General features: G+C 72.1%; 21 protein-coding genes. 8 read left to right on the top strand and 13 right to left on the bottom strand.

Annotated elements, in window-relative coordinates:
• Positions 1–14: 14 nt before the first annotated feature.
• The 7 genes from H9645_RS13280 to ssb all read right to left on the bottom strand — a co-directional run bounded on the left by H9645_RS13280 (position 15) and on the right by ssb (position 8,097).
• On the bottom strand, positions 15–1,979 hold the full coding sequence (locus tag H9645_RS13280; protein WP_191730167.1) for an OPT family oligopeptide transporter: 1,965 nt from the start codon (positions 1,977–1,979) through the stop codon (positions 15–17).
• A 98-nt stretch (positions 1,980–2,077) separates the two neighbouring features.
• Positions 2,078–4,045, bottom strand: coding sequence for an alpha/beta hydrolase family protein (locus H9645_RS13275; protein ID WP_191730166.1), 1,968 nt, complete (start codon positions 4,043–4,045; stop codon positions 2,078–2,080).
• Between the two features lie 78 nt (positions 4,046–4,123).
• Positions 4,124–5,023 (bottom strand): dTDP-4-dehydrorhamnose reductase, encoded by a 900-nt coding sequence (rfbD, locus tag H9645_RS13270; RefSeq protein ID WP_191730165.1) that lies wholly within the window; start codon positions 5,021–5,023, stop codon positions 4,124–4,126.
• On the bottom strand, positions 5,020–5,577 hold the full coding sequence (gene rfbC / locus H9645_RS13265; protein WP_191730164.1) for a dTDP-4-dehydrorhamnose 3,5-epimerase: 558 nt from the start codon (positions 5,575–5,577) through the stop codon (positions 5,020–5,022). The genes rfbD and rfbC overlap by 4 nt, the downstream gene beginning before the upstream one ends.
• Positions 5,574–6,461, bottom strand: coding sequence for a glucose-1-phosphate thymidylyltransferase RfbA (gene rfbA, locus H9645_RS13260; protein WP_191730163.1), 888 nt, complete (start codon positions 6,459–6,461; stop codon positions 5,574–5,576). The genes rfbC and rfbA overlap by 4 nt, the downstream gene beginning before the upstream one ends.
• A complete protein-coding gene (gene rfbB / locus H9645_RS13255; protein ID WP_191730162.1) occupies positions 6,458–7,513 on the bottom strand; it encodes a dTDP-glucose 4,6-dehydratase in 1,056 nt (351 codons plus the stop codon). The genes rfbA and rfbB overlap by 4 nt, the downstream gene beginning before the upstream one ends.
• 56 nt (positions 7,514–7,569) lie before the next feature.
• Positions 7,570–8,097, bottom strand: coding sequence for a single-stranded DNA-binding protein (gene ssb, locus H9645_RS13250; protein WP_191730161.1), 528 nt, complete (start codon positions 8,095–8,097; stop codon positions 7,570–7,572).
• Positions 8,098–8,268: 171 nt separating this feature from the next.
• Here ssb and H9645_RS13245 point away from each other — a divergent pair, with 171 nt between their 5' ends.
• Positions 8,269–9,276, top strand: coding sequence for a polyprenyl synthetase family protein (locus H9645_RS13245; protein ID WP_191730160.1), 1,008 nt, complete (start codon positions 8,269–8,271; stop codon positions 9,274–9,276).
• A gap of 211 nt (positions 9,277–9,487) precedes the next feature.
• Here the strand turns inward: H9645_RS13245 and murD are convergent, their stop codons facing one another.
• Genes murD through H9645_RS13230 form a run of 3 tightly spaced genes read right to left on the bottom strand, consistent with a single transcriptional unit; the run spans position 9,488 to position 14,890 of the window.
• Positions 9,488–10,945: a UDP-N-acetylmuramoyl-L-alanine--D-glutamate ligase gene (gene murD, locus H9645_RS13240; RefSeq protein WP_191730159.1), complete on the bottom strand. Its 1,458-nt coding sequence runs from the start codon at positions 10,943–10,945 to the stop codon at positions 9,488–9,490.
• The gene (murL, locus tag H9645_RS13235) at positions 10,926–12,293 is read right to left on the bottom strand and encodes a UDP-N-acetyl-alpha-D-muramoyl-L-alanyl-L-glutamate epimerase (RefSeq protein WP_191730158.1); all 1,368 of its coding nucleotides are present in this window, start codon (positions 12,291–12,293) and stop codon (positions 10,926–10,928) included. The genes murD and murL overlap by 20 nt, the downstream gene beginning before the upstream one ends.
• Positions 12,290–14,890: a bifunctional aspartate kinase/diaminopimelate decarboxylase gene (locus tag H9645_RS13230; RefSeq protein ID WP_191730157.1), complete on the bottom strand. Its 2,601-nt coding sequence runs from the start codon at positions 14,888–14,890 to the stop codon at positions 12,290–12,292. Before H9645_RS13230 ends, murL begins: the two co-directional genes overlap by 4 nt.
• 111 nt (positions 14,891–15,001) lie before the next feature.
• Between H9645_RS13230 and H9645_RS13225 the strand changes: the two genes are divergently transcribed.
• The gene (locus H9645_RS13225) at positions 15,002–15,877 is read left to right on the top strand and encodes a PhzF family phenazine biosynthesis protein (RefSeq protein WP_191730156.1); all 876 of its coding nucleotides are present in this window, start codon (positions 15,002–15,004) and stop codon (positions 15,875–15,877) included.
• Between the two features lie 135 nt (positions 15,878–16,012).
• Here the strand turns inward: H9645_RS13225 and H9645_RS13220 are convergent, their stop codons facing one another.
• The 3 genes from H9645_RS13220 to H9645_RS13210 all read right to left on the bottom strand — a co-directional run bounded on the left by H9645_RS13220 (position 16,013) and on the right by H9645_RS13210 (position 19,017).
• On the bottom strand, positions 16,013–17,656 hold the full coding sequence (locus tag H9645_RS13220) for an amidohydrolase (protein WP_318240550.1): 1,644 nt from the start codon (positions 17,654–17,656) through the stop codon (positions 16,013–16,015).
• A gap of 120 nt (positions 17,657–17,776) precedes the next feature.
• Positions 17,777–18,451, bottom strand: a complete 675-nt coding sequence (locus H9645_RS13215) for a glycine zipper 2TM domain-containing protein (RefSeq protein ID WP_191730154.1) — start codon at positions 18,449–18,451, stop codon at positions 17,777–17,779.
• 131 nt (positions 18,452–18,582) lie between these two features.
• Positions 18,583–19,017 carry an OsmC family protein gene (locus H9645_RS13210; RefSeq protein WP_191730153.1) on the bottom strand — a complete coding sequence of 145 codons (435 nt, stop codon included), beginning with the start codon at positions 19,015–19,017 and terminating at the stop codon, positions 18,583–18,585.
• A 223-nt stretch (positions 19,018–19,240) separates the two neighbouring features.
• Between H9645_RS13210 and fusA the strand changes: the two genes are divergently transcribed.
• From fusA to H9645_RS13180, 6 genes are all read left to right on the top strand, one after another.
• On the top strand, positions 19,241–21,304 hold the full coding sequence (fusA, locus tag H9645_RS13205; RefSeq protein ID WP_191730152.1) for an elongation factor G: 2,064 nt from the start codon (positions 19,241–19,243) through the stop codon (positions 21,302–21,304).
• A 142-nt stretch (positions 21,305–21,446) separates the two neighbouring features.
• Positions 21,447–21,842: an HU family DNA-binding protein gene (locus tag H9645_RS13200; protein WP_189496963.1), complete on the top strand. Its 396-nt coding sequence runs from the start codon at positions 21,447–21,449 to the stop codon at positions 21,840–21,842.
• 146 nt (positions 21,843–21,988) lie between these two features.
• Positions 21,989–22,636 (top strand): tellurite resistance TerB family protein, encoded by a 648-nt coding sequence (locus H9645_RS13195; RefSeq protein ID WP_191730151.1) that lies wholly within the window; start codon positions 21,989–21,991, stop codon positions 22,634–22,636.
• A 2-nt stretch (positions 22,637–22,638) separates the two neighbouring features.
• Complete coding sequence (locus H9645_RS13190) at positions 22,639–23,214, top strand: M23 family metallopeptidase (protein ID WP_191730150.1); 576 nt, start codon at positions 22,639–22,641, stop codon at positions 23,212–23,214.
• Positions 23,215–23,278: 64 nt separating this feature from the next.
• On the top strand, positions 23,279–23,710 hold the full coding sequence (locus H9645_RS13185; protein WP_191730149.1) for a hypothetical protein: 432 nt from the start codon (positions 23,279–23,281) through the stop codon (positions 23,708–23,710).
• Positions 23,711–23,780: 70 nt separating this feature from the next.
• A complete protein-coding gene (locus H9645_RS13180; RefSeq protein WP_191730148.1) occupies positions 23,781–24,584 on the top strand; it encodes a hypothetical protein in 804 nt (267 codons plus the stop codon).
• Positions 24,585–24,590: the final 6 nt, after the last annotated feature.

Genomic DNA, 24,590 nt, shown 5'->3' with positions numbered 1-24,590 from the left:
GAGGTCCGCGCGTGTCAGCGCGGACCCGGTTCCACCGGCGCGGCCGTGTCCTGCCTGGCCGAACTGCGGTAGAGCATCCACGCCACCACCGCGAGCACCGCCAGGCCCACCCACTGGTTGAAGTGCAGCGACTCGGCCACCGCCAGCACGTCGGAGCGTTCGGTGACGACGATCGGCACCGCGATCGCGATGCCCATCAGCGCCTCGCCGGTGATCAGGCCGGCGGCGAACAGCGTGCCCGGGCGGTGCACGCGGTCGCGCGCGGCCTCGTCGCGGCCGTCGATGCCGTGGCGGCGCTCGACCATCCACGCCAGCACCCCGCCGAGGAAGATCGGCACCATCAGCTCGATCGGCAGGTAGATGCCGATCGCCGCCGCCAGCACCGGCACGCGGAAGGTCGAGGCGCGCGACTTGAGCCATTCGTCGAGGGCGATGATCGCAGCGCCGACGCCGGCGCCGATCGCAATCATGTCCCAGGGCAGCTTGCCGCCGAACATGCCCTGGGCCACCGAGGCCATCAGCGTCGCCTGCGGCGCGGCCAGCGACTGCGGCTGTTCCGGCGTGGGCGCGCCGATGCCGTAGGCCTGGGCCAGCAGGTTGAGCACCGGCGCCATGATCAGCGCGCAGGAGAACGCGCCGATGGCGAGCATCAGCTGCTGCTTCCACGGCGTCGCGCCGACAATGTAGCCGGCCTTGAGGTCCTGCAGGTTGTCGCCGCCGACCGCCGCCGCGCAGCACACCACCGCGCCGATCATGATCGCGGCCACCGCGCCCACCGGCGAATCACGGCCCAGCAGCAGCACCAGCACCGCGGCCGCGAACAGGATGGTGGCAATGGTGATGCCCGAGACCGGGTTGTTCGACGAGCCCACCAGGCCCGCCAGGTAGGCCGACACCGACACGAACAGGAAGCCCGCCACGATCATGATGACCGTCATCGGCACGCTCACGAACCAGTTGCCGACGATGGCCTGGTACAGCACCAGCAGCGGGATCACGAACAGCAGCAGCGCGATCAGCATCCACTTCATCGGCAGGTCGCGATCGGTCTCGGCGACCACGTCGCCGCTGCCCTTGCGCGCGGCCGCGATGCCGCTCCTGACGCCCGACAGCAGCGACTTGCGCAGGGAAAACAGGGTCCAGATGCCGCCGATCAGCATCGCGCCGACGCCGAGGTAGCGGATCTTCGCCGACCAGATCGCGCCGGCCGCGTCCGCGGCGGAGGCGCCGGCCAGCTGCGCCGACAGCACCGGATCGCTGCCCAGGAACAGCGCATGGTAGATCGGGATGGCGATGTTCCAGGACAGGATCGCGCCCGACAGCACCACGATGCCGATGTTCAGCCCGACGATGTAGCCCACGCCCAGCAGCGCCGGTGACAGGTTGGTGCCCATGTAGCCCAGGTACTTGCCCATGAAGCCCGACACCACGGCGTTGTCCGGGATCATGCGCATGCCGCTCTCGGCGGCGACCTTCACCAGCGCGCCCACGCCGGCGGCCAGGCCCAGGATCTTCAGGCCGGGACCGGGGTTCTCGCCGGCCTTGAGCACTTCGGCCGCGGCCTTGCCCTCCGGGAACGGCAACGGGTCCTCGACGATCATCGTGCGCCGCAGCGGCACCGAGAACAGCACGCCCAGCAGGCCGCCCAGGCCCGCGATCGCCAGCACCCACGAGTACCGGAAATCGTCCCAGTAGCCGAGGATCACCAGCGCCGGGATCGTGAAGATCACGCCCGCCGCGATCGAGGAGCCGGCCGAGGCGCCGGTCTGCACGATGTTGTTCTCGAGGATGGTGCCGCCGCCGAGCAGACGCAGCACGCCCATCGACACCACCGCCGCGGGGATCGCGGTGGCGATGGTCAGGCCGGCGAACAGGCCGAGGTAGGCATTGGCCGCGGACAGCACCACCGCCAGCACGATGGCCAGCAGCACTGCGCGGAAGGTCAGCTGCGGTACGGCACCGCGCACATGGTCTGTCATCGCGTCACATCCCCCGGAGGAAGCGGCAACGCTATCGCTCCGGGGCCTGTGCGTCCAGCACCCGCGCGCCGCCGGTGGCGGGCGCGGGCGCTTCCGGCTCAGGGCGTGGCCGCGGTCCTGCCGCCCAGGTGCTTGCCCAGGAACGCCAGCAGGCGGGTGTAGTACTCGCGGCGGTTGGCGTCGTCGTAGTAGCCATGGCCTTCGGTCGGGAACCAGGCCGTTTCCACCGGGACGCCGGCTGCGACCAGGGCGCGCTCCATCATCCTGCTGTGCTCGATCGGCGCGCGCTCGTCCTTGCCGCCGGCGGCGAGGAACACCGGCACCTTGATGCGGTCGGCCATGCGGTTGGGCGACACGGCGGCAAGCCCGTCGCGCTCGCCGATCCACTCACGCAGGTAGGTCTGCCCCGAGCCGCGCTGCTGGATGTCGCCATGCGTATGCATGGTCGGCAGGTCGTAGACGCCGACGTTGCCCGCCGCGCAGCGGTACAGCGAAGGCTCCCTGGCCGCACCCATCATCGCCGCGTAGCCACCGTAGCTGCTGCCGTAGATGCAGATCCGGCTGGCGTCGGCGATGCCCTCGGCGATGGCCCAGCGGGTGGCGTCGGTGACGTCGTCCTGCATCCTGCCGCCCCATTCGCGCGCGCCCGCCTGCTCGAACGCCCGGCCGCGGCTGCCCGAACCGCGGAAGTTCACCTGCATCACCGCGTAGCCGGCGGCCGCCAGCATCTGCGCCTCGGTCTCGAAGCCCCAGGTGTCGAAGACGCCGTAGGGCCCGCCGTGCGGCAGCACCACCATCGGCAGGTTGCGACCATCGGAGCCGGCGGGGATGGTGACGAACCCGTGCAGCTCCAGGCCGTCGCGCGCCGCGAAGCTCACCGGCCGCCGCTCGGCCATGTCGGCGGGATCGAACCACTGTCGCCTGGCGACGACGTGCGCCGCCTTCTTTTCCACAGTGTCGTAGATGTAGAAGTCACCCGGATTCCGGTCGCTCCAGGTCTGCAGCAGCACCTTGCGTCCGTCGGCGGTGCTGGAGGTGATGTACACCGCATGGCCCTCGAAGGCGGCCTCGAGGCTGCGGTACAGGCGCGCGTGCTCGGACTGCGGGTCGAAGAACGCGGTCCTCGGCTTCCCGTCGAGGAACAGCGCACCAACGGGCACCCGCGTGCCGGGTGCGTGCAGCACCGTCGGATCACCGGTCCCGTCGGCCAGCACCTTCGTCCTCTCGCCGGTGGCGACGTCGTAGGCGACGATGTGGTTGGGACCCTCCGGCTGCTCGACCGTCAGGTAGGCGATGCGGTTGTCGGCCGAGAACCCCACCGGCCATTCGGAGTGCCCGCTCACGGACTCGTCGTTGACCAGCACCCAGTCGGCGCCTTCGCCAGCGCGGTAGTACAGCTTGTTGACGATGTCGTGGCCCGCGCCATGCGCGAAGCGCACCGTGCCGGCGTTGTCGGTCGTGAACCTGGCGTTGCGGATCGGCCCGATCGCCACCAGGGTGCGACGGCCGGTGTAGATGTCCAGGCGTTCGGCGCGCGTGTAGGGATCCAGGGCGAAACGCTCGGTCGACACGAGCGAATGGCGCGGATCTTCCAGCAGCGGATCGATCAGGAACGCGGCCACGCGGTCGGGGCGCTGCGTCTGGATGCGCGTCCCGGTGCCGGATCCGGTGACGCGCCAGCCGATCAGCAGCTGCTTGTCGCTGCCGTCGGCATCCAGCGCGTACAGCTCGCCGGTCAGCTGCGGCGCGTCCAGCATGCCGAACTTCTCCGCCAAGCTGAGTATCACGCGCTCGTCGGTGATCCAGTCGAAATCGGCGAAGTGGGTGTTCTTCCCCATCCTCAGCGCGGTCGAGATCTGGTTGTCCGACGTCCGGATGATGACCAGTCCCATCTGGTCTTCGAGCGGCACCGTCGCCGCGTAGTACTCCCCGGTCGGCGAGAGCTTGATGTCGACGAAGCTGTCCTTCCTGACGTACGCGTCGAGGTCGATGCCCGGCGCCGCGCGCGCAGGCCCCAGCCCGAACGCCAGCACCGCCGCCAGCGCGAGTCCATGTCCCCACTTCATCCTGTTGTTCCCCTGACTCCAGCCAGCCCCTCGCTGGCGCCGTCATTATGGCGGCCACGCGCCGATGGCGATACGCCGTCAGCGCGCTGCGAGGTCGTCGAGCACGCGGTCCAGGTCGTCCCGCCACGGCGGGAGCGCGATTGGCCACTGCGCCTGCAGCGCCGACGTATCAAGCCGCGAGTACGCAGGGCGTCGGGCCGGCGTCGGATACTCGCTGCCGGGCACCGGCGCCACCCGCGGCCTCGGCGACAGCAGGCCGCGCGCATGCGCGCCTTCGATGATCGCGCTGGCAAAGCCATGCCACGTCGTGCCACCGGACGCAGTGAGGTGCCAGAGGCCCGATGGCTGGTCCGTCTGCGCCAGCACGGCGGCAGTGACCGAGGCGATCAGCCTGGCCGCGGTCGGCGTGCCGTGCTGGTCGTCGACCACGCGCAGCTCGTCGCGCTCGGCCGCCAGGCGCAGCATCGTGCGCATGAAGTTGTGGCCGTGGGCCCCGTAGACCCACGCCGTGCGGAAGATCATGTGGCGTGCGCCGCTGGCCCGGATCGCCTCTTCGCCCGCGAGCTTGCTCGCGCCGTAGACGCCCAGCGGCGCGGTGGCGTCGTCCTCCCGCCACGGACGGCTGCCGTTGCCGTCGAAGACATAGTCGGTCGAGTAGTGGACCAGCAGCGCGCCGCGGCGTGCGCAGGCCTCCGCCAGTGCCGCGGGCGCATCGGCGTTGGCGCGGAACGCGGCATCCCGCTCCTGCTCCGCCCGGTCGACCGCGGTGTACGCGGCGGCATTGACCACCACGTCCGGCGCGACGCGGTCGACCAGCGCCGCCAGGGTGCCCGGCTGGTCGAAGTCGGCGCGCCCGCAATCCCCGCCGTCGGGCAGCGTGCCGCTGCGCGTCGTGCAGACTACTTCGCCAAGGCGGGCAAGCTCCGGGCGCAGCGCATGCCCGACCTGCCCGTTCGCACCCAGCAGCAGCAGCCTCACGGCAGGTAGACCGGCAGGCGCTCTTCGGAGACGTCGGCGAGGAACGGCGCGCGTGCGTCCTTGTCCGACAGCACCGGATCGGCCACCGGCCAGTCGACGGCCAGCGCCGCGTCGTTCCAGCGGATGCCGGCATCCGCCTCGCGGTCGTAGGTGGCGGTGCAGAGGTAGGTGAACACGGCGCGCTCGCTGAGGGTCACGAAGCCGTGCGCGAAGCCTTCCGGGATCCAGAAGTGGCGCCTGTTCTCCGCGCTCAGGACCACCGCGGCCCACTTGCCGAAGGTGGGCGAGTCGCGGCGGATGTCGACGGCGACGTCCCAGACCTCGCCTTCCACCACGGACACATACTTGCCCTGCGGCTTCGGCCACTGGTAGTGCAGGCCACGCAGCACGCCGCACGAGGACGAGGACACGTTGCCCTGCACGAACGCCGGCGTGAGCCCGTGCTGCGCCAGCCTGTCGGCGTTGAAGGATTCGAAGAAGAAGCCGCGGTCGTCACCGAACACCTGCGGCTCGATCACCACGCAGCCCGGCAGGCCGGTCTCCACCACCTTCACCGCACCACCCCGCGCTTGGCCAGCGACAGCAGGTACTGGCCGTAGCCGTTCCTGGCCAGCGGCGCGGCCAGGCGTTCGAGGTCCTCGTCGCCGATCCAGCCATTGGTCCAGGCGATCTCCTCCGGGCAGCACACGCGCAGGCCCTGGCGCGCCTCGACCGTCTCGATGAAGTTCGAGGCCTCGATCAGCGACTGGTGGGTGCCGGTGTCGAGCCAGGCATAGCCGCGACCGAGCTGCTCGAGGTGCAGGCTGCCCTCCTCGAGATAGCAGCGGTTGAGGTCGGTGATCTCCAGCTCGCCGCGCGGCGAGGGCTTGAGCTGGGCGGCAAAGTCGCTCGCGCGACCGTCGTAGAAGTACAGACCGGTGACCGCGTAGTTCGAGCGCGGATTGACCGGCTTTTCCTCGAGCCCGACGACCGTGCCGTCGGCGTCGAACTCGGCCACGCCGTAGCGCTCGGGATCGCGCACCCAGTAGCCGAACACGGTCGCGCCCTGTTCGCGCGCGCCGGCACGCCCGAGGATCCCGGTGAAGCCGTGGCCGTGGAAGATGTTGTCGCCCAGCACCAGGCAGCTCGGCTTGCCGTCGACGAAGTCGCGGCCGATCAGGTAGGCCTGCGCCAGCCCGTCCGGGCTTGGCTGCACCGCGTAGCGGATGTCCATGCCCCACTGCGAGCCGTCGCCCAGCAGCTGCCGGAACAGCGCCTGCTCGTGCGGGGTGTTGATGATCAGCACCTCGCGGATCCCGGCAAGCATCAGCGTGCTCAGCGGGTAGTAGATCATCGGCTTGTCATACACCGGCAGCAGCTGCTTGCTGATCGCCTGGGTGATCGGATACAGCCGGGTGCCGGAACCGCCGGCCAGGATGATGCCGCGGCGCGCGGTCATGCCGCACCTCCGATGCGCTCGAGCCGGTAGCTGCCGTCGAGCACGCGCTGCACCCAGGGCTGGTTGGCGAGGTACCAGTCGACGGTCTCGGCGATGCCGCGCTCGAAGCTGTACGCAGGCGTCCAGCCCAGTTCGTCGCGCAGCTTGGAGGCGTCGATCGCGTAGCGCCGGTCATGACCCGGGCGGTCGGCGACGAAGGCGATCTGCGACTCGCGCGGCTGGCCGTCCTCGCGCGGACGGCGCTGGTCGAGCAGCGCGCAGATGGTCTTCACCACCTCGATGTTCTGCTTCTCGGCATTGCCGCCGACGTTGTAGGTCTCGCCGACCCGGCCCTTCGCCAGCACGGTGCGGATCGCCTCGCAGTGGTCGGTCACGAACAGCCAGTCGCGCACCTGCTTGCCGTCGCCATACACCGGCAGCGGGTCGCCGGCCAGGGCCTTGGCGATCACCAGCGGGATGAGCTTCTCGGGGAAGTGGTAGGGGCCGTAGTTGTTCGAGCAGTTGGTGGTCAGCACCGGCAGCCCGTAGGTGTGGTGGAAGGCACGCACGAGGTGGTCGCTGGCCGCCTTCGACGCCGAGTACGGCGAGTTCGGGGCATAGGGCGTGGTCTCGGTGAACAGCCCGGTCTCGCCCAGCGTCCCGTAGACCTCGTCGGTGGACACGTGCAGGAAGCGGAACGCGTCCCTGGCCCCGCCTTCCAGCGCCTTCCAGTAGTCGCGCACGGCTTCGAGCAGGGCCAGCGTGCCGACCACGTTCGTCTGCACGAACGCCGCCGGGCCATCGATCGAACGGTCGACGTGGCTCTCGGCGGCGAAGTTCACCACCGCGTCGGGGCGGTGTTCGGCCAGCAGGCGCTCGACCAGCGCCCGGTCACCGATATCCCCGTGGACGAAGACGTGGTCCGGGTTGCCCTCGAGCGAGGACAGCGTGTCGAGGTTGCCGGCATAGGTGAGCGCGTCGAGGTTGACGACGCGCACACCCGCGGCAACGGCTTCGAGTACGAAATTGCCGCCGATGAAACCGGCTCCGCCGGTGACCAGCCAGGTGGGCATGCGGATGGATCCTCTGAAAACGGAGCGGCCCTGCAGGCTCGGAACGGCCTGCAGGCTCAGAACGGGATGTCGTCGTCGTTGAAACCGTCGTCCATCGGCGGCGGGGGCGGCGCTGCGCCGCGGCCCTGGCCGGAAGACTCGCGCGGACCGCGCTGGTAGTCGCCGCCGCCACGCTCGCCGCCACCGCGCTGGTAATCGCCGCCACCGCCACGCTGGAAGTCGCCGCCGCCACGCTGGCCACCCTCGCCGCCACCGCCCAGCATCTGCATCTCGCTGGCGATGATGTCGGTGGTATAGCGCTCGACGCCGTCCTTGCCGGTGTACTTGTCGGTGCGCAGCGAGCCCTCGATGTAGACCTGGCGACCCTTCTTCAGGTACTCGCCGGCGATCTCCGCCAGGCGGCCGAAGAACTTCACCCGGTGCCACTCGGTGCGTTCCTGCTGCTGGCCGGTCTGCTTGTCCTTCCAGGCCTCGGTGGTGGCGACGCTGATCGTGGTGATGGCGCTGCCGCCCTGGCTGTACTTCACGTCGGGGTCGTTGCCGAGGTTGCCGACGAGGATGACCTTGTTGATTCCACGGGCCATGGGTATGGGTTCCTTGCGCTCTCCGCCGGGATTGGCAGGAGTAAAAGGGTGAGTATACCCGCCGCTCCCCGGCCATCCGGTCGTGCCCCGCGCACGCGTGGGACAACGCCGCCCGGGGCCCTGGGACGGCCCGGCGACCTATACTGGCGGCCCCCCGACGCCCGCCGACGCATGCATCCCCACTCCCAGGCCGCCCAGGCCAGAACCGCCCTGCCGCTGCCCGAGATCCAGGCCCATGCCGCCGCCGACATGGCCGCGGTCGACGCCCTGATCCGCCGCCGGCTGGCCTCCGACGTGGTCCTGGTCAACCAGGTGGCCGAGCACATCGTCGCCGGCGGCGGCAAGCGCCTGCGCCCGATGCTGCTGCTGCTCGCGGCCCGCGCGCTCGGCCACCAGGGCCCGGACGCGCACCAGCTGGCGGCCGTGGTCGAGTTCATCCACACCTCCACCCTGCTCCACGACGACGTGGTCGACGAATCCGACCTGCGCCGCGGCCGCAGCACCGCCAATGCCGTCTTCGGCAACGCCGCCAGCGTGCTGGTCGGTGACTTCCTGTACTCGCGCAGCTTCCAGCTGATGGTCGAGCTGGGCTCGATGCCGATCCAGGAGATCCTCGCCGGCACCACCAACCGCATCGCCGAGGGCGAGGTGCTGCAGCTGCTGCACGTGCGCAACCCGGACGTGGACGAGGCCGCCTACCTGCGCGTGATCGAGCGCAAGACGGCGATCCTGTTCGCCGCCGCGACCCGCCTGGGCGCGCTGCTGGCCGGCGCCGACGAGGCCACGCAGCAGCGCCTGCACGACTACGGCCTGAACCTCGGCATCGCCTTCCAGATCGCCGACGACGTGCTCGACTACAGCGCCGACGAGGCCGCGCTGGGCAAGCACCTGGGCGACGATCTCGCCGAAGGCAAGATGACCCTGCCGCTGATCCATGCCATGGCCCACGCCGACGGCGCACTGCGCACGCGCCTGCGCACGATCGTCGAGGAGGGCGACGTGGATGCGCTGGACGAGGCGATCGCCGCGATCCACGCCAGCGGCGGGCTGGAGTACAGCATCGCCCGTGCCCGCGAGTACGCCGCGCTGGCCGAGGCCGCGCTCGATGGACTGGACGAGGGCGAGTCGGTGGCCGCGCTGCGCGGCCTGGTGCGCCACGCCGTCGACCGCGGCGCCTGATCCCGGCCCCCTGCCAGCAGGCCGCTCTGCTGTAGGAGCAGCTACAGCTGCGACCGGCTTCGCCCTGGAGGCCTCGGCCCCGAGTGCTTCGCCCCAAGAGCGAATCGCAGCTATAGCTGCTCCTACAGCGAAACGGGTGGCGGCGCAGCGGCGGGCGACACAGGTGGCAGCGCAGCGGGTGGCGACGCAGCGGGGGGCGGCGTAGCGGGGCCTACGCAGCGGGTGGCGCTGCGGAGTGGTTCGAGGCCGCGATGCCGAGCCCCGGGATCGCCGAGATCGCCTCCGGATCGAAGCCGCCCAGCCGGGCGAAGTCGCGGCCGCGCTCCACGTAGTCGCGGTAGGGGCCGAAGCTTGGCGCGCCCGGCGACAGCAGGATGACGTCGCCGGTGGCCGGGCGCGGGCTGGCAGCTAGCGCCTCGCGCGCCGCGGCCACCGCGCCGGCAAGGTCCGTCGCCGCGCGCAGGTCGAAGCCGCCCTCGCCCGCCACATCCTCCAGCAGCGCGTGGATGCGCGGGCCGTTGCCGCCCATCGTGACCACGATCGCGGGCGCCTGCGTGCGCATCCGCGAGGCGAAGTCCGACCAGTCCAGGCCGCGGTCATGCCCGCCCACCAGCAGCGCCACCCGCCGGTCGCGATGGACCTCGAGCGCGGCCAGGCTGGCGTGCGGCGTGGTGCTGATCGAATCGTTCACCCAGGCGATGCCCGCGCGTTCGCCCAGGCGCTGCAGGCGGTGCGGCAGCGGGCGGAAGCCGCGCGCGGCCGGCGCCAGCGCCGCGGCATCGTGGCCCAGCGCCTCGATCGCGGCCAGCGCGGCACAGAGATTGCCGCGGTTGTGCCGGCCCGGCAGCGGCACGTCCCGGGTGTCGAACAGGGCCGCGTCGCCGCGGTGCAGGACATCGCCGCGCAGGTGCCAGCCGTCCTCGCGACCGTACCAGCGGACCTCCGTGGCCGGATCCAGCTGCGCACCCAGCGCGACCAGCCGCGCGTCGGCGGCGTTCAGCACTGCCACGCGCGGCTTCGCCCGCGTCACCAGCGCCAGCTTGTCCTCGACATAGCGGTCCTCGCTGCCGTGCCAGTCCAGGTGCTCCGGGAACAGGTTGGTGACCACGGCCACGTCCGGGCGCACGCCGCCGGCGGCAACATCGCCGGTCTGGTAGCTCGACAGCTCCACCGCCCAGGCCTCGGCCTGGCCGTCGAGGACTTCCAGCAGCGGCAGGCCGATGTTGCCGGCCAGCGCCGTGCGCACGCCGCCGGCGCGCAGCAGGTGCGCGAGCAGCGCGGTGGTGGTGCTCTTGCCCTTGGTGCCGGTGACGCAGGCCACGCCGCGCGCGACATCGCCCTCGCCTGCGCGCTCGCCGAACCACAGCGCGGTGCCGCCGACGAAAGCGGTGCCGGCACGCGCGGCGACCAGCGCCTCGGGCCGGTACGGGCTGATGCCCGGCGACTTCACCACGACCTCGAAGGCCGCCAGCCGGGCTGCACTGGCCTCCGTCTCGACCGCCAGCAGGCCGTCACCCAGCGCATCGGCCGCGGCGGCCTCCTCCGCGCTGCAGAACAGCGTCAGCGGCTGCGACGGCAGGCGCGCGCGCAGCGCGGCGTAGGCGGCTCGGCCCTCGCGCCCCCAGCCCCAGAGCGCGACGCGCCGGCCCTCAAGCTGCGAAATACGCATGCAGGCGGCTCCAGACCGCGTCGGGGATGCCGTGCTCGGGATCGGGGACCAGCAGTGGCGCGATCGCCAGGTCTTCGCCGGCGAGCTGCGGCAGCACGACGTCGCGGAAGCGCGCCACCACCGTGTCCTCGCGCCACTCCGGACGCGTGGCCAGCGCCGCCATCGCCGCGCGCGACTCGCGCGCCTCGCCCACGCATTCGAAGGGCTTGTGGTCGCGGAATTCCATCAGCGCGTCGTAGCCCGGCACCTGGGCCGCGTCGTCGAGCAGGTTGCGGCCGAAGATGCCGACCAGGCGCGGCTTGGGCATGAACGGCGCCAGCGCCAGGAACACGAAGTGGCACTTCGGGCAGACGCCGCACCAGCGGCTGGTCGGGCGCTCGCCCATCAGGTGGAAGTTGCGGTTGCAGCTGGAGAACCAGGCGTCGTAGCGGTCGATCTTCGCGAACTGCCGCGCCACCGCCAGCTCCGACAGCGGCCGCAGCAGCGAGTAGTAGCGCAGGTCGGATGCGACCTCGCGCTGGAGGTAGCCCGCCAGCGCCTGCTCGAACGCCCAGCCCTTGGACCACTGGTGGTTCACCTCGCCGGTGCCCTCGATCAGGCTGCCGTAGCTGGCCGAGCGCTCGTTGGAGAACACCACCTGGTCGGCGTCCAGCACCACGGCGGCGAACGCCAGGATCGCGGAGTTGATCGCGGTCACCGGGATGTGGCCGTTCCATGCGCCCTGGCGGTTGTACTCGAACAGTTCCGGCGCCAGCTGGCGCTGCACGTTGAGCGTCGGCAGGCCGGTGCGCGCGGCGCACGCCGCGATCAGCTGCGAGCCGCCGACCCAGGCCACGGTCTGGTCGATGCCGGCGGCGCGCAGGGCCTCGATCGAGACCAGCGAATCCTTGCCGCCGCCGATGGCGACCAGGGCGTGGCGGCGGAGGCCGAGGGCGTCCGCCGGCGCGTCCCGCTCCGCAGCCGCGGCGTCACGCGGGAACCGGATCCGCCCGTGCAGGTCCAGCCCGTTGCGATAGGCGAATTCACCGAGGCCGTGCAGGTACACGTCGTCCAGCAGCGTCGCGGTCGCGTCGTCGATGGCGGAGCCGTCGATGCGGATGTCGCCGGGCACCGCGGCCTTGTAGTAACTCACGCCGGCGACCAGGTGCAGCAGGCGCAGCGCCTTCGCGGCCGCCTGCGCGCGCGCGCCCTCGAGCGCGAACGGCGCCCCGGGCAGGGTCACGGTCTCGACCAGCTCCGGGCCATCGTCGAAGGCATACGCCAGGCGCGCGACGCCGGTGGCGGCGTCGAAGCCGCAGTCCACGAAGCGGAAGGTCCGGACCGCCTCGCGATCGAACGCGTTGTTCATTCCTTGGTCTCCACGAGCACGCTCTCGGCCGGCAGCGCGCGCAGGTTGTAGGTGTTGGCCATGGCCATGCCGTAGGCGCCGGCGTCGGCGACCAGCAGCACGTCGCCAGGGGCGGTGTCGGCGGGCAGCGGGCGCTGCAGGCCGAAGACGTCGCCGGATTCGCAGATCGGCCCGACCACGTCGAAGGCCGCGGGCTCGCCGCCGTCTCCGCGCGAGAGGTTGTGGATGTCGTGCCAGGCGTCGTACAGCGTCGGCCGCATCAGCGCGTTCATGCCGCCGTCGGCGCCGACGCGGCGGATGCCGCCCTTCTCCACCACCTGGGTGGCGGTGAGCAGGAGCACGCCGCATTCGGCCACCAGGAAGCGGCCGGGCTCGATCGCCAGCCGGACGCCGGGATAGGCCGCCTTGACCTCGGCCAGGCCCGCCGCCCAGCCGTCGAGGTCGAAGGGCTCGTCGTCCTCGCGGTAGGGGATCGGCAGGCCGCCGCCGATGTCGATGGTGTCGATGCTGCCGATGCGCGCGGCGATGCCGCCCAGCTCGTCGCAGACCTCGCGCCAGTGGTCGGGCGTGTCGACGCCGCTGCCCAGGTGCGCGTGCAGGCCGGTGACGCGCACGTCGAGCGCGCGCGCGGCGGCGAGGAAGGCCTCCACCCGATCGACCTGCAGGCCGAACTTCGAGGCCAGGCCGCCGGTGACCACCTTGGCGTGGTGGCCGTCGCCGCGGCCGAGGTCGACGCGCAGCCACAGCGCGCGGCCGCGGAACACCTCCGGCCAGCGTTCGAGCGCCTCGACGTTGTCGAGGGTGACGTTGACGCCGCGCGCGAACGCGTCGGCGTACTCGCCGATCGGCGCGAAGCTGGGCGTGAACAGCACGCGCGAGGGCTCCAGCCCGGGCAGCACCGAGGACACGTGCGCCAGTTCGCCGGCCGACACGCACTCCAGCCCGAAGCCTTCCTCCGCCAGCACGCGCAGGATGTCCGGATGCGGATTGGCCTTGATCGCGAAGAAGCGCCGGTCGACGGCCTGCACGGCCTTCAGCTGGCGCGCGCGGGCGCGGACGATGTCCAGGTCGTAGGCGTAGCGCGGCGTGCCCTGGGCGGCCAGCGCCAGCAGCGCGTCGCGGCGGCCCTGCCACCAGCGCGCGGGCCGGCGGCGTACGCGCCCCTCGATCTCGCGCCAGCGCGGGCCGAAGACGTCGCCGTCGCGCACCGGCATGGCGCCGCTGGCGATCAGGCCGTCGTGGATCTCCTGCAGCAGGCCGTCGGCGTCGGCCTCGTCGATCACGAAGGTCAGGTTGAGGTCGTTCGACGACTGCGAGATCAGGTGCACGCGCTCGCGGTCGAAGGTCGCCCAGACGTCGGACAGGTGGTGCAGCAGCGAGCGCATGCCGCGGCCGACGAGCGTGATCGCGCTGCAGGGCGCGATCACCTTCAGCCGGCAGCTGCGCGCGAGGTCCTCGGACAGGCGCGCGAGCACGTCGGTGCTGACCAGGTTCTCGCTCGGGTCCAGCGACACGGTGACGTTGGTTTCCGAGGAGCCGATCAGGTCGACGGACAGCCCGTGGCGCCGGAAGCACTCGAAGATGTCGGCCAGGAAGCCGACCTGCTGCCACATGCCCATGGTTTCCATCGACACCAGCACCACGCCGTCGCGGCGGCTGATCGCCTTGACGCCCGGCACGGTGTCCGGGCCGCCATCGATGCGCGTGCCCGGCAGCTCCGGGCGCGCCGTGTCCAGGATCGCGATCGGCACGCCGGCCTCGCGGCAGGGCTTGATCGCGCGCGGGTGCAGCACCCTGGCGCCGGTGGTGCAGATCTCCTGCGCCTCGGCGTAGTCCAGGCGCGTCAGCAGGCGCGCGTCCGGCACCTCGCGCGGATTGGCGCTGAACATGCCGGGGACGTCGGTCCAGATCTCGACGCACTCGGCGCCGAGCAGCGCGCCGAAGTACGCGGCCGAGGTGTCCGAGCCGCCGCGGCCGAGGATCGCGCTGCCGCCGTCCTCGTGGCGGGCGATGAAGCCCTGGGTGAGCAGCATCGCCGCCGGCTGCGCCGCGAAGCGGGCCCGCCAGCGCGCGTCGACATCGCGACGGCAGGCCACCGACAGCCGGCGCGCCCAGTCGTTCTGGTTGGGCAGCGCGACCGCCTGCAGCCAGTCGCGGGCGTCGCACCAGCCGAAGTCCAGGCCCTGCGCGCGCAGGTGGGCCGCGCCGAGCGTCGACGACAGCAGCTCGCCCTGTGCCAGCACCTCGGCCTGCCAGTCCAGCGGACGGCGCGCGGCGCGTGGCTCGGACACCAGCGTGCGCAGCACGTCCAGGCGCTCGCCGACGACGGCCGGGTCCAGTCCCAGCTCGCGCGCGAGCGCCACGTGGCGGTCGGCCAGGGCTTCCACCCGCGCCGCCGCATCGGTGGCGCCTTCGCTGATGGCGGTGAGGGCGTTGGTGACGCCCGCCAGCGCGGACACCACCACCAGCACGCGCCGGCCTTCCGCGGCGCGCTCGCCGGCCAGCCGGCCGATGGTGTCCCAGCGCTCGCGCTGCGAGACCGAGGTGCCGCCGAACTTGAGCACGATCCAGCGGTCGGGTTCGGGAATGGAATGCATGGGAATCCGCGTGGCCCGGGGATCGGGCAAGGCCTGCGATTCTAGCGCCGTGCGCACGGCCCGCCAGCGCGGTCGCGGCTACACTGGCGCGCCCCGCGATGGTCCCCCGACATGCCCGCTTGTCCCTACGTCCAGCTCGACGTCTTCGGCGACCGCCCCGGCGCCGGCAATCCGCTCGCCGTGGTGCCAGACGCCCGCGGCCTCAACGACGCCGACATGCAGGCGATCGCGCGCTGGACGCGGCTGCCGGAAACCACCTTCGTCTTCCCCTCGCCCAGCGCGACCGCCGACTACGCCGTGCGCATCTTCAGCCCGCGCCGCGAGGTGCCCTTCGCCGGGCATCCCAGCGTCGGCACCGCCCACGTGCTGCTCGACCGCGGCCTGGTGGCGCCGCGCGACGGCGTGCTGGTGCAGTCCTGTGCCGTCGGCGAGCTGCCGTTGCGCGTGGAGGGCGAAGGCCGCAAGCGCACCGTGGCCGTGCGCACGCCGCGGGCCAGCGTGGTCGAGGTGGCCGATGCCGCCGACCCGCGCCTGCGCGACGCACTGTCGGGCCTGGCCACCGGCGCATTGCCGCCGGTGCTGATGGACGGCGGCCGCCGCTGGTGGCTGGCCGAACTGCGCGACGAGGCCGAGCTTCGCTCGGCCGTGCCCGACTGGGCCGCGATCGCCGCGCTGGCCGAAGCCAGCGGCACGATGGGCCTGTGCGTGTTCGCGCGCAGCGCGGATCCGGTCTACTACCTGGCCGTGCGCGCCTGGGTCGGTTCCACCGGCACCTTCGAGGACGTCGCCTCCGGCGCCGCCAACGCCACCCTGGCCGCCTGGCTGGCCGAGCGCGACGCCCTGCCCGGCGACGGCGGCTTCTACCGCATCAGCCAGGGCCGCGAGGTCGGTCACGACGCGATCATCGAGCTGCGCGTGGACGGGTCCGGCGACGTCTGGTCCGGCGGCCGCGCCCGCAGCGTGGTGACCGGCACGCTGGACTGGTAGCCGGAACGCCGTCCGCCATTCCTGCACGCCGCCCTCTCTCATGCACACCGCCCTTCTCTTCTGTAGGAGCGGCTATAGCCGCGACCGGTTCCATGCACGATCGGGTCGCGGCTATAGCCGCTCCTACAGGCGGAGCTAGTTCGCTTCGTAGACAGGCTTGCCGTCGACCCAGGTCGAGCGCACGACGATGTCGTCGAGCTCGCCACCGGGCACCGCCAGCGGATCGCGGTCGAGCACCACGAAGTCCGCGCGCAGCCCGGGCGCCAGCCGGCCGACACGCTCCTCGTCGAATGCCGACCACGCCGCGCCCGCGGTGAAGCCGTGCAGCGCCTCGGCCGCCGTCAGCACCTGTGCCGGCAGCCAGCCGCCCGGCGGCTGGCCATGCACGTCCTGGCGCGTGACCGCCGCCAGCAGGCCAAGCCGCGGATCGGGGAACTCCACCGGGAAGTCCGACCCCAGCGCCAGCGGCACGCCGGCCTCGACGAAGCTGCGCCAGGCGTAGGCCCCGGCCAGCCGCGCCTCGCCGAGGCGGTCGCCGGCCCAGCCCATGTCGGAGGTCGCGTGGGTGGGCTGCATCGAGGCCACCAACTTCAGGCCGGCAAAGCGCGCGATGTCACCCGGCGCGATCACCTGCGCATGTTCGATGCGCCAGCGATGGTCGCCGGAAGCGCCATCGCCCAGCACGCGCGCGTAGGTGTCGAGCACGATGCGGTTGCCGCGGTCGCCGATCGCGTGCGTCGCCACCTGCAGGCCGCACTCGCGGGCGCGGCGCACGGCGGCCTCGAGGCCGGCCTCGTCCTGCACCAGCAGGCCGCGGTTGCCCGGATCATCGCTGTAGTCCTCGATCAGCGCGGCGCCGCGGCTGCCCAGCGCACCGTCGATCATCAGCTTGACGCCGCGCATGTCCAGGCGCCCGGACGGATGCCGGTACGCACCGTCGCGGCACATCGCCTCGATCGCGCCCGCGCCGCGGCTGGCATAGGCCTGCACGCGCACGCTGAGCGCGCCGCGGTCGGCGAAGCGCTGCATCAGCGCGAAGCCGCCGTCATCGGTGCCCATGTCGTGCACGCCGGTCAGGCCCAGGCTGGCCACGTGCTCCAGCGCGCGCGCGAAGGCCTGTTCCTGCCAGACGGCGTCGGGCGCGGGCGCGGCCGCGTAGACCAGGCTCGAGGCCATGTCGACGAACACGCCCGTGGGCTGGCCGTCCTCGCGCACCACCAGGCCGCCGTCGGGCTGCCAGTCTCCCGCAAGGTCGCGCCCGATCGCGCGCATCGCGGCGCTGTTGGCCCAGGTGGCATGGCCGTCGATGCGCTCGAGCACCACGGGCCGGTCGGGGAAGGCGGCGTCGAGCACGGCCGCGGTCGGGAACGCGGTATCGGGCCACAGGTTCTGGTCCCAGCCGCGGCCCATCAGCCAAGCGCCCGCCGGCAGGTCGCGCGCGAAGGCCTGCAGCCGCTCGACGACCTCGTCCGTGCTGCGCGCGCCGACCAGGTCGGCCTGCATCAGCGCATGCCCCAGCCCGACCAGGTGCGCGTGCGCATCGATCAGGCCGGGCACCACCGTGGCGTCACCGGCATCGATGCGCTCGGCATCCGGATGTCGCGCGGCAAGCTCGGCCGCCTCGCCCACCGCCAGGATGCGGCCGTCCGCATCCCAGACCACGGCCGTGGCCACGGGCATGCCCGCGTCGGAGGTGTGGATGCGGGCCGCGGTGAGCAGGCGTTCGCCGTCGCCGGCGGCCGCGCTGGCGGACAACGCAAGGAGGAGGCCCGCTGACACGGGCGCGAAGGATGCGGAAACGATGCGGCGCATGCGGCGGACTCTCTCTGGACGATCCGCCGACTATGTCCACGAACGCGGCGCGGGGCAACGTCGCCCGCGCGCCGACCGGGCCGCCGCCTATTCCGGACGCACGTCCACGCGTACGCGGATGGTGTCGCCGGGGTGGTAACCGGTGCGCGTGGTGTAGTGGCGGCCACCGTACTCGTAGGTGACGTCGTAGGCGCTGACCCCGCCATGGCGGTCGGAGACGGGATAGCCGGACGGCAGCGGATCGCAGACGGTCACCTGGCCGCGGCGCTCCTGGCGGTCGCGACGCGTGGCGTCGTAGATCTCGCGCCCCGCCATGCCGCCGACCATGGTGCCGATCGCGGACGTGGCGTAGCGGCCCGAGCCGCCACCGACCTTGCTGCCGAGTACCGCGCCGACCACGCCGCCGACCACGGTGGCGACCATGCGCCCGTTCTCCGTACTCCGGTCGGAACGGTAGCGGTCGTCGCCATAGGGGTCCCGCCCATAGGGTTCGTAACCGTCGTAGCCGCCGTAGCCGCCGTAGCCGCCGTCCACGTAGCTGTCCTCGCGCGTGTAGCAGCGCTGGCCCGACGCACGCTGGTCGTGGCCGTCGAAAACCGGATCGACGCGCACCACGCGCGCCACGTCATAGCCGGCGTCGCGCTCCTGGCCGAGGCGGTCGTGGACGGGATAGCCGGCGTCGTAGCCGATCGACTGCGCGGTGGCGGCGCCGGTGGCGGCGACCAGGGCGATGGCAAGGACGGAGGCGACGACGGTACGCATGGCAGGCTCCCCGCGCCGGGATCGGCGCACGGGCCCAACGCTAGGGCGCACGGCTTGACGCGCCGCTGAACCGGACCGGCGGGGCGCGACGCACCTTGCCGGCGGTTCAGCAGGGCGCCGCCGGGCCCTGCTCAGGACAGGAGTTCGGCGTCCAGCGTGATCGGCACCGCCGACAGCGCCTTCGACACCGGGCAGTTCGTCTTGGCGTCGTCGGCGACGGCCCGGAACTTCGCCTCGTCGATCCCCGGCACCTTCGCCTTCGTGAAGAGGCGGATCGCGCTCATCGTCGGCCCGCCTTCCAGCGACAGGTCGACCTCCGCGCGCGAGTCCAGCGATTCCGCCGGGTGTCCCGCTTCGGCCAGGGCGTTGGCCAGCGCCATGGTGAAGCAGCCCGCGTGCGCGGCGGCGATCAGCTCTTCCGGGTTGGTGCCCTTTTCGTCGCCGAAGCGGCTGTTGAAGCCGTAGCGGGTGTCCTGCATCAGCCCGCTGGCCGGCGTGCTGATCGTGCCGCGGCCGGACTTCAGATCGCCTTCCCAGTGCGCGGTGGCCTTGCGCGAGATGCCCATGTGCCTGTTCTCCGTGGATGCGTTCGGGCCTGCCATCCTGGCGGCGCGTCCGTTACGCGGATGTCTGCCGGCGCGGATGCTGCGACGCAACGCGACGCCCCCGAGCCGCCCGCGCTACTGTGGCTTTCCGCCATGACCGCCCGCCGCTCGCAGGCCCGGTCGCAGCATGCGACGGACAGCCATGACGTCCTTTCCATCCCAACACCACGGGAGAAACGGACCCATGTCCCACGCCACCGAACAGATCCGCAACGTGGCCCTCGCGGGCCACCCTGGCGCCGGCAAGACCATGCTCTTCGAAGCCCTGCTGCATGCCGGCGGCACGATCCAGGCGGCAGGCAGCATCGAGCGCGGCAGCACCACCTCCGACTTCGACCCCCAGGAGCGCGCCCGCGGCCATTCCATCGACGCCGCCATCGCCGCCATCGACCACCGCACGGCCGATGGCGGGCGGGTCCACGTCAACCTGGTCGACACCCCCGGCTATCCGGACTTCCGCGGCGCGGCGCTGTCGGCGCTGTCGGCGGTGGACACCGTCGCCGTGGTCGTCGACGCCACCACCGGCATCGGCCACGGCACGCGCCGGATCATGGACCACGCGGCGCGCCGCGGGCTGTGCCGCGCGATCGTGGTCAATCGCATCGACGCGGACGGTGCCGACTGCGCGAGCCTGCTCGACGAGCTGCGGGAGGAATTCGGCGCGTCCGTGCTGCCGGTCAACCTGCCCGCCGACGGCGGCACGCGGGTGGTGGACTGCTTCGCCGGCGACGGCGGCGACAGCGACCTCGGCCCGGTGGCGGACTGGCACCGCCGCATCCTCGACCAGGTGGTCGAGGTCGACGAGGCGGTGATGGAGCACTACCTCGAGGCCGGCGAGGGTTCGCTGGGCCGCCAGGAGCTGCATGACGCCTTCGAGCAGTGCCTGCGCGAGGGCCACCTGGTGCCGGTGTGCTTCGCGTCGGCGCGCAGCGGCACCGGCGTGCGCGAGCTGCTCGACGCCATCGCCGGACTGTTCCCGCACCCGGGCGAGGCCAATCCGCCGCCGTTCCGGCGCGGCGAAGGCGACGCCGCGGAACCGGTGCCGTCGCGCCCCGACCCGTCCGCGCACGTGATCGCCGACGTCTTCAAGATCGTCAACGACCCCTTCGTCGGCAAGCTGGGCATCTTCCGCGTGCACCAGGGCACGGTGCGGCGCGACCAGCAGCTTTTCGTCGACGACGGCCGCAAGCCGTTCAAGGTCGCGCACCTGTACCGCATCCAGGGCCGCGACCACGTCGAGGTCGACCAGGCCGTGCCCGGCGACATCGCGGCGGTGGCCAAGGTCGAGGACCTGCACTTCGACGCGGTGCTGCACGACAGCCACGACGAGGACCACATCCACCTGGCGCCGATGGAATACCCGCGGCCGATGTTCGGGCTCGCGGTCGAGGCCGGCAGCCGCGGCCAGGAGCAGAAGCTCGCGACCGCGCTGCACAAGCTGTCGGAAGAGGATCCCTGCTTCGTGGTCGAGCAGGACCCCGACACCCACGAGACCGTCGTGCGCGGCCTGTCCGAGCTGCACCTGCGCATCCAGCTCGAACGCCTGCGCGAGCGCCACGGCGTCGAGGTGCAGTCGCGGCCACCCCGCATCGCCTACCGCGAGACCGTCGGCGCCGCGGCCGAAGGCCACCACCGGCACAAGAAGCAGACCGGAGGCGCGGGCCAGTTCGGCGAGGTCATGCTGCGCGTCGAGCCGCTGCCGCGCGGCGCCGGCTTCGAGTTCGTCGACGCGGTCAAGGGCGGCACCATCCCCGGCCAGTTCATCCCCGCCGTGGAGAAAGGCGTGCGCCAGGCGCTGGCCACCGGCGCGGTGGCCGGCCATCCGATCCAGGACGTGCGGGTGATCGTGCACGACGGCAAGCACCACCCGGTCGACAGCAAGGAAGTCGCGTTCGCGACCGCGGGCCGCAAGGCTTTCCTGGACGCGGTGGCGAAGGCCTCGCCCAGGGTGCTCGAACCGATCGTCGACCTGGTGGTGACCGCGCCCGAGGCGCACATGGGCGACATCAGCGGCGGGCTGGCCGGGCGTCGCGCGCGCATCCTCGGCACCGATGCCGCACGAGGCGGCGACATCGTGGTCAAGGCCCAGGTGCCGCTGTCGGAGCTCGACGGCTACCCCGCCGAGCTGCAGTCGGTGACCGCTGGCCGCGGGCGTTATTCGCTGGATTTCAGCCATTACGAACCCGTGCCGGCACCGCTGCAGCAGAAGCTCGCGGATGCCTGGCATCCCGGCCAGGAGGACGATTGAGCGCCCGATGCAGCACCGCCGCCCGGGAAACCCGAGGTTTTCTGCGCTTTCCCACTTGGCGCGGCCCCGGGCATGCCCTACATTGCGATTGCCGACGGGGTCGGCCGACATCCCATCTACCGATAAACGGAATCACACTCACATGGCGAAGAAAGCAACCAAGGCGGTGAAGAAGGCCGCCCCGAAGAAGGCCGCCGCCGCTGCCAAGCCGGCCGCCGCTCCGAAGGCGATCAAGGAAGCCCTGACCAAGTCGGGCCTGGTGTCCCACATCGCCGAGTCCACGGGCGTCGCCGCCAAGGACGTCCGCGCGGTGCTGGCCTCGCTGGAAGGCGCGGTGCACGGCTCGATCAGCAAGAAGGGCGTCGGCAGCTTCACCCTGCCCGGCCTGCTGAAGATCACCTCGGTCAAGGTGCCTGCCAAGCCGAAGCGCAAGGGCATCAACCCCTTCACCAAGGAAGAGCAGTGGTTCGCCGCCAAGCCGGCTTCGGTCAAGGTGAAGGTGCGTCCGCTGAAGAAGCTCAAGGACGCCGCCGCCTGATCGCGACGCGCCACCGCTTCGACCTGCTCGGGACGGCATTGCCGTCCCGAGTCGTTTCAGGACCCGCAACGCGCCCGCGACGCCGCCTCGTGCATGCTGGGATCCCGGCCTCGCGCCGGCCCCTCCACGCACGAGCTGGAACACGCATGAACCTGCAAGGCTTCCTCGACCACCTCCTCAAGTCCCAGTCCCAGTCCGCCTCTCCGGGCACCGGCGGATCGCCCGGCGGCGGCCTGCTCAACGCCGACTTCGGCAAGGGCGCGATCACCGGCGGCGCCCTCGGCCTGCTGTTGGGCAAGAACAAGACCACGCGCAAGCTTGCCACCTACGGCGGACTGGCCGCGATCGGCGTGATGGCCTACAAGGCCTACGGCGACTACAAGGCGCAGCAGGGCGGCCAGGCCGTGCAGCCGCAGACCGTCGACCGCCTGCCACCGCCGCAGGCGGCGCTGCACAGCGAGGCGATCCTGCGCGCGCTGGTTGGTGCGGCAAAGGCCGACGGCCACATCGACGACCGCGAGCGCAGCGTCATCGAGGGCGAGTTCGCCCGCCTCAATCCCGACCGCGAAGTGCAGCAGTGGCTGCACGCCGAGCTCGCCAAGCCGCTGGATCCCGCCGAGGTCGCACGCGCGGCGACCACGCCGGAGATCGCGTCGGAGATGTACCTCGCCAGCCTGCTGGCGGCCGACGAGCAAAGCTTCATGGAGCGCGCCTACCTCGACGAGCTCGCGCGCCAGCTCAGGCTCGACGACGACCTGCGCCAGCGCCTCGAACGCGAACTCCAGCGCGGCTGAGCATGCGTGCGCTGCTGCGCCTGCTGGCCTGGCTGCTGGTGCTGGCGGCAGTCGCGGTCGTCGCCGACTGGGCGTGGCGCCAGCCCTTCATGGCCCGGCCGCGCACGCTGTGGGAACTGTCGCGGATGCCGCCGCCGGACGCCGTCGCGATGCCGGTGGCCGGCGTCCGCGCGCGGCAGGTGGCCGACACCTTCGGTACGCCGCGTGGTCGCGACCGCACGCACCAGGGCGTGGACATCTTCGCCACCCGTGGTACCGACGTGGTGAGCGCGACCCGCGGGGTGGTGTCCTCGGTGCGCGAGGGCGGTCTGGGCGGGCGCCAGGTGTGGGTCCTCGGGCCCGCCGGCCAACGCCACTACTACGCCCACCTCGACGACTGGGCGCCGGGACTGGCGGCAGGCGACGTGGTGGAGGAAGGCCGCGTGCTGGGCAGCGTCGGCGACACCGGCAACGCACGCGGCACGCCCCCGCACCTGCACTACGGCATCTACGGCGACGACGGCGCCATCGATCCGCTGCCGCTGCTGCGGGCCGCGGCCAGCGGCGGCGACGCCGCATCGGACGCGCCGGCCAGGTGATCGACGCCGCAACCCCTTGGCGCTAGGCTGCGAACGGTCGCGAACGCACGCAGGGGGAGAGTCGATGGACAAGCGCTTCTGGATCTGCGGCATCGTGGTGGGCGCGGCCGCGCTGATCCTCGGCATGCTCGTCCACGGCGTGCTGCTGCGCGCGGACTACCAGGCCATGGCCGCCCTCTACCGCACGCAGGCGCAGGCGAACGCGCACGCGGCGTGGATCCTGCCGGCCTACCTGCTGCTCGGCCTCGCGATGACCTGGCTGTACCGGCGCATGCCGGCAAGCGACGGCGTCGAGCTTGCGCGCGGCGCACGCTTCGGGCTCGCGATCGCGCTGGTCTCGTTCGTGCCCTGGCACATGCTGGCCTTCGTCGCGCAGCCGCTGCCGCTGTCGCTGATGCTGCGCCAGGTGGCGCTGGACCTGCTGGCCATGGAGCTGCTCGGGATGCTGCTGGCGTGGCTGCAGCCGCACCGCCGCGCGCTGCTGCCGCCGCCCTGAGCCGGCGCTGACGATGCGTTCATCGCGCGCGCGTATGGTTCGACGCTGCACCCGCTCCGCGATCGACGCCATGCCTCCTGCCAGCCGCTTCGTTTCCGTCCTGCTGTGCCTCGCGCTCGTCGCCTGCGGCGGCGATGACCAGGTCGCGCCCGCCGCCGCCACCGACGGCGGGCAGGTCGAGGCCCTGCCCGCTCCGGGCCAGGCCACGGGATCCGTCACCGGCATGCCGGATGGCCCGGGCCCCGGCGACGTGCCGCTCGGCGGCGCGGCACCGGCGTCGGCCAGCGTCGATGGCGTTGCGATGGTGGTGCCGATTCCCGGCGTCGCCTCCACGGACGGACTGCCGCCGCTGGAAGACGAACCGGAAGCCGGCCTGGCCAGCGGCGAGCCGCCGGTGATCCTGGTGGGCGAAGCGCCGCTCCCCGTCGCCGACGCGGCCATCGATCCCTCCGCGCCGATGGCGCCGGGGCCAGCGGCGACCTCGCCAGCCGCGCCTGCCGAACCCACCGCGGCAGACGCCGTCGCGGTCATCCGCGCGTACTACGCCGCGATCTCCGCGGGCCGTCACGCCCAGGCCTATGCGCTGTGGTCGGACGGCGGCCGCAGCAGCGGCCAGACGCCGCAGCAGTTCGCGGCGGGCTTTGCCGACACGCGCACGGTCACGGTGCAGCCGGGGGAAGCGGGCCGCGTCGAAGCCGCCGCCGGTTCGCGCTACGTCGAAATCCCGGTGTCGGTCACCATGACCCGCGCCGACGGCAGCGAACAGCGCTACGTCGGTGCCTATGTCCTGAGGCGCGCAATGGCCGATGGCGCCGGCGCCGACCAGCGCGCGTGGCGCATCGCGTCCGCGGAGCTGCGCGAATACCAGCCCTGAGCGGGC

The organism is Luteimonas colneyensis, assembly GCF_014836665.1.
In the GTDB taxonomy this organism is placed as follows: Bacteria; Pseudomonadota; Gammaproteobacteria; order Xanthomonadales; family Xanthomonadaceae; genus Luteimonas; species Luteimonas colneyensis.
This window is presented reverse-complemented; position numbering and strand designations above follow the sequence as displayed.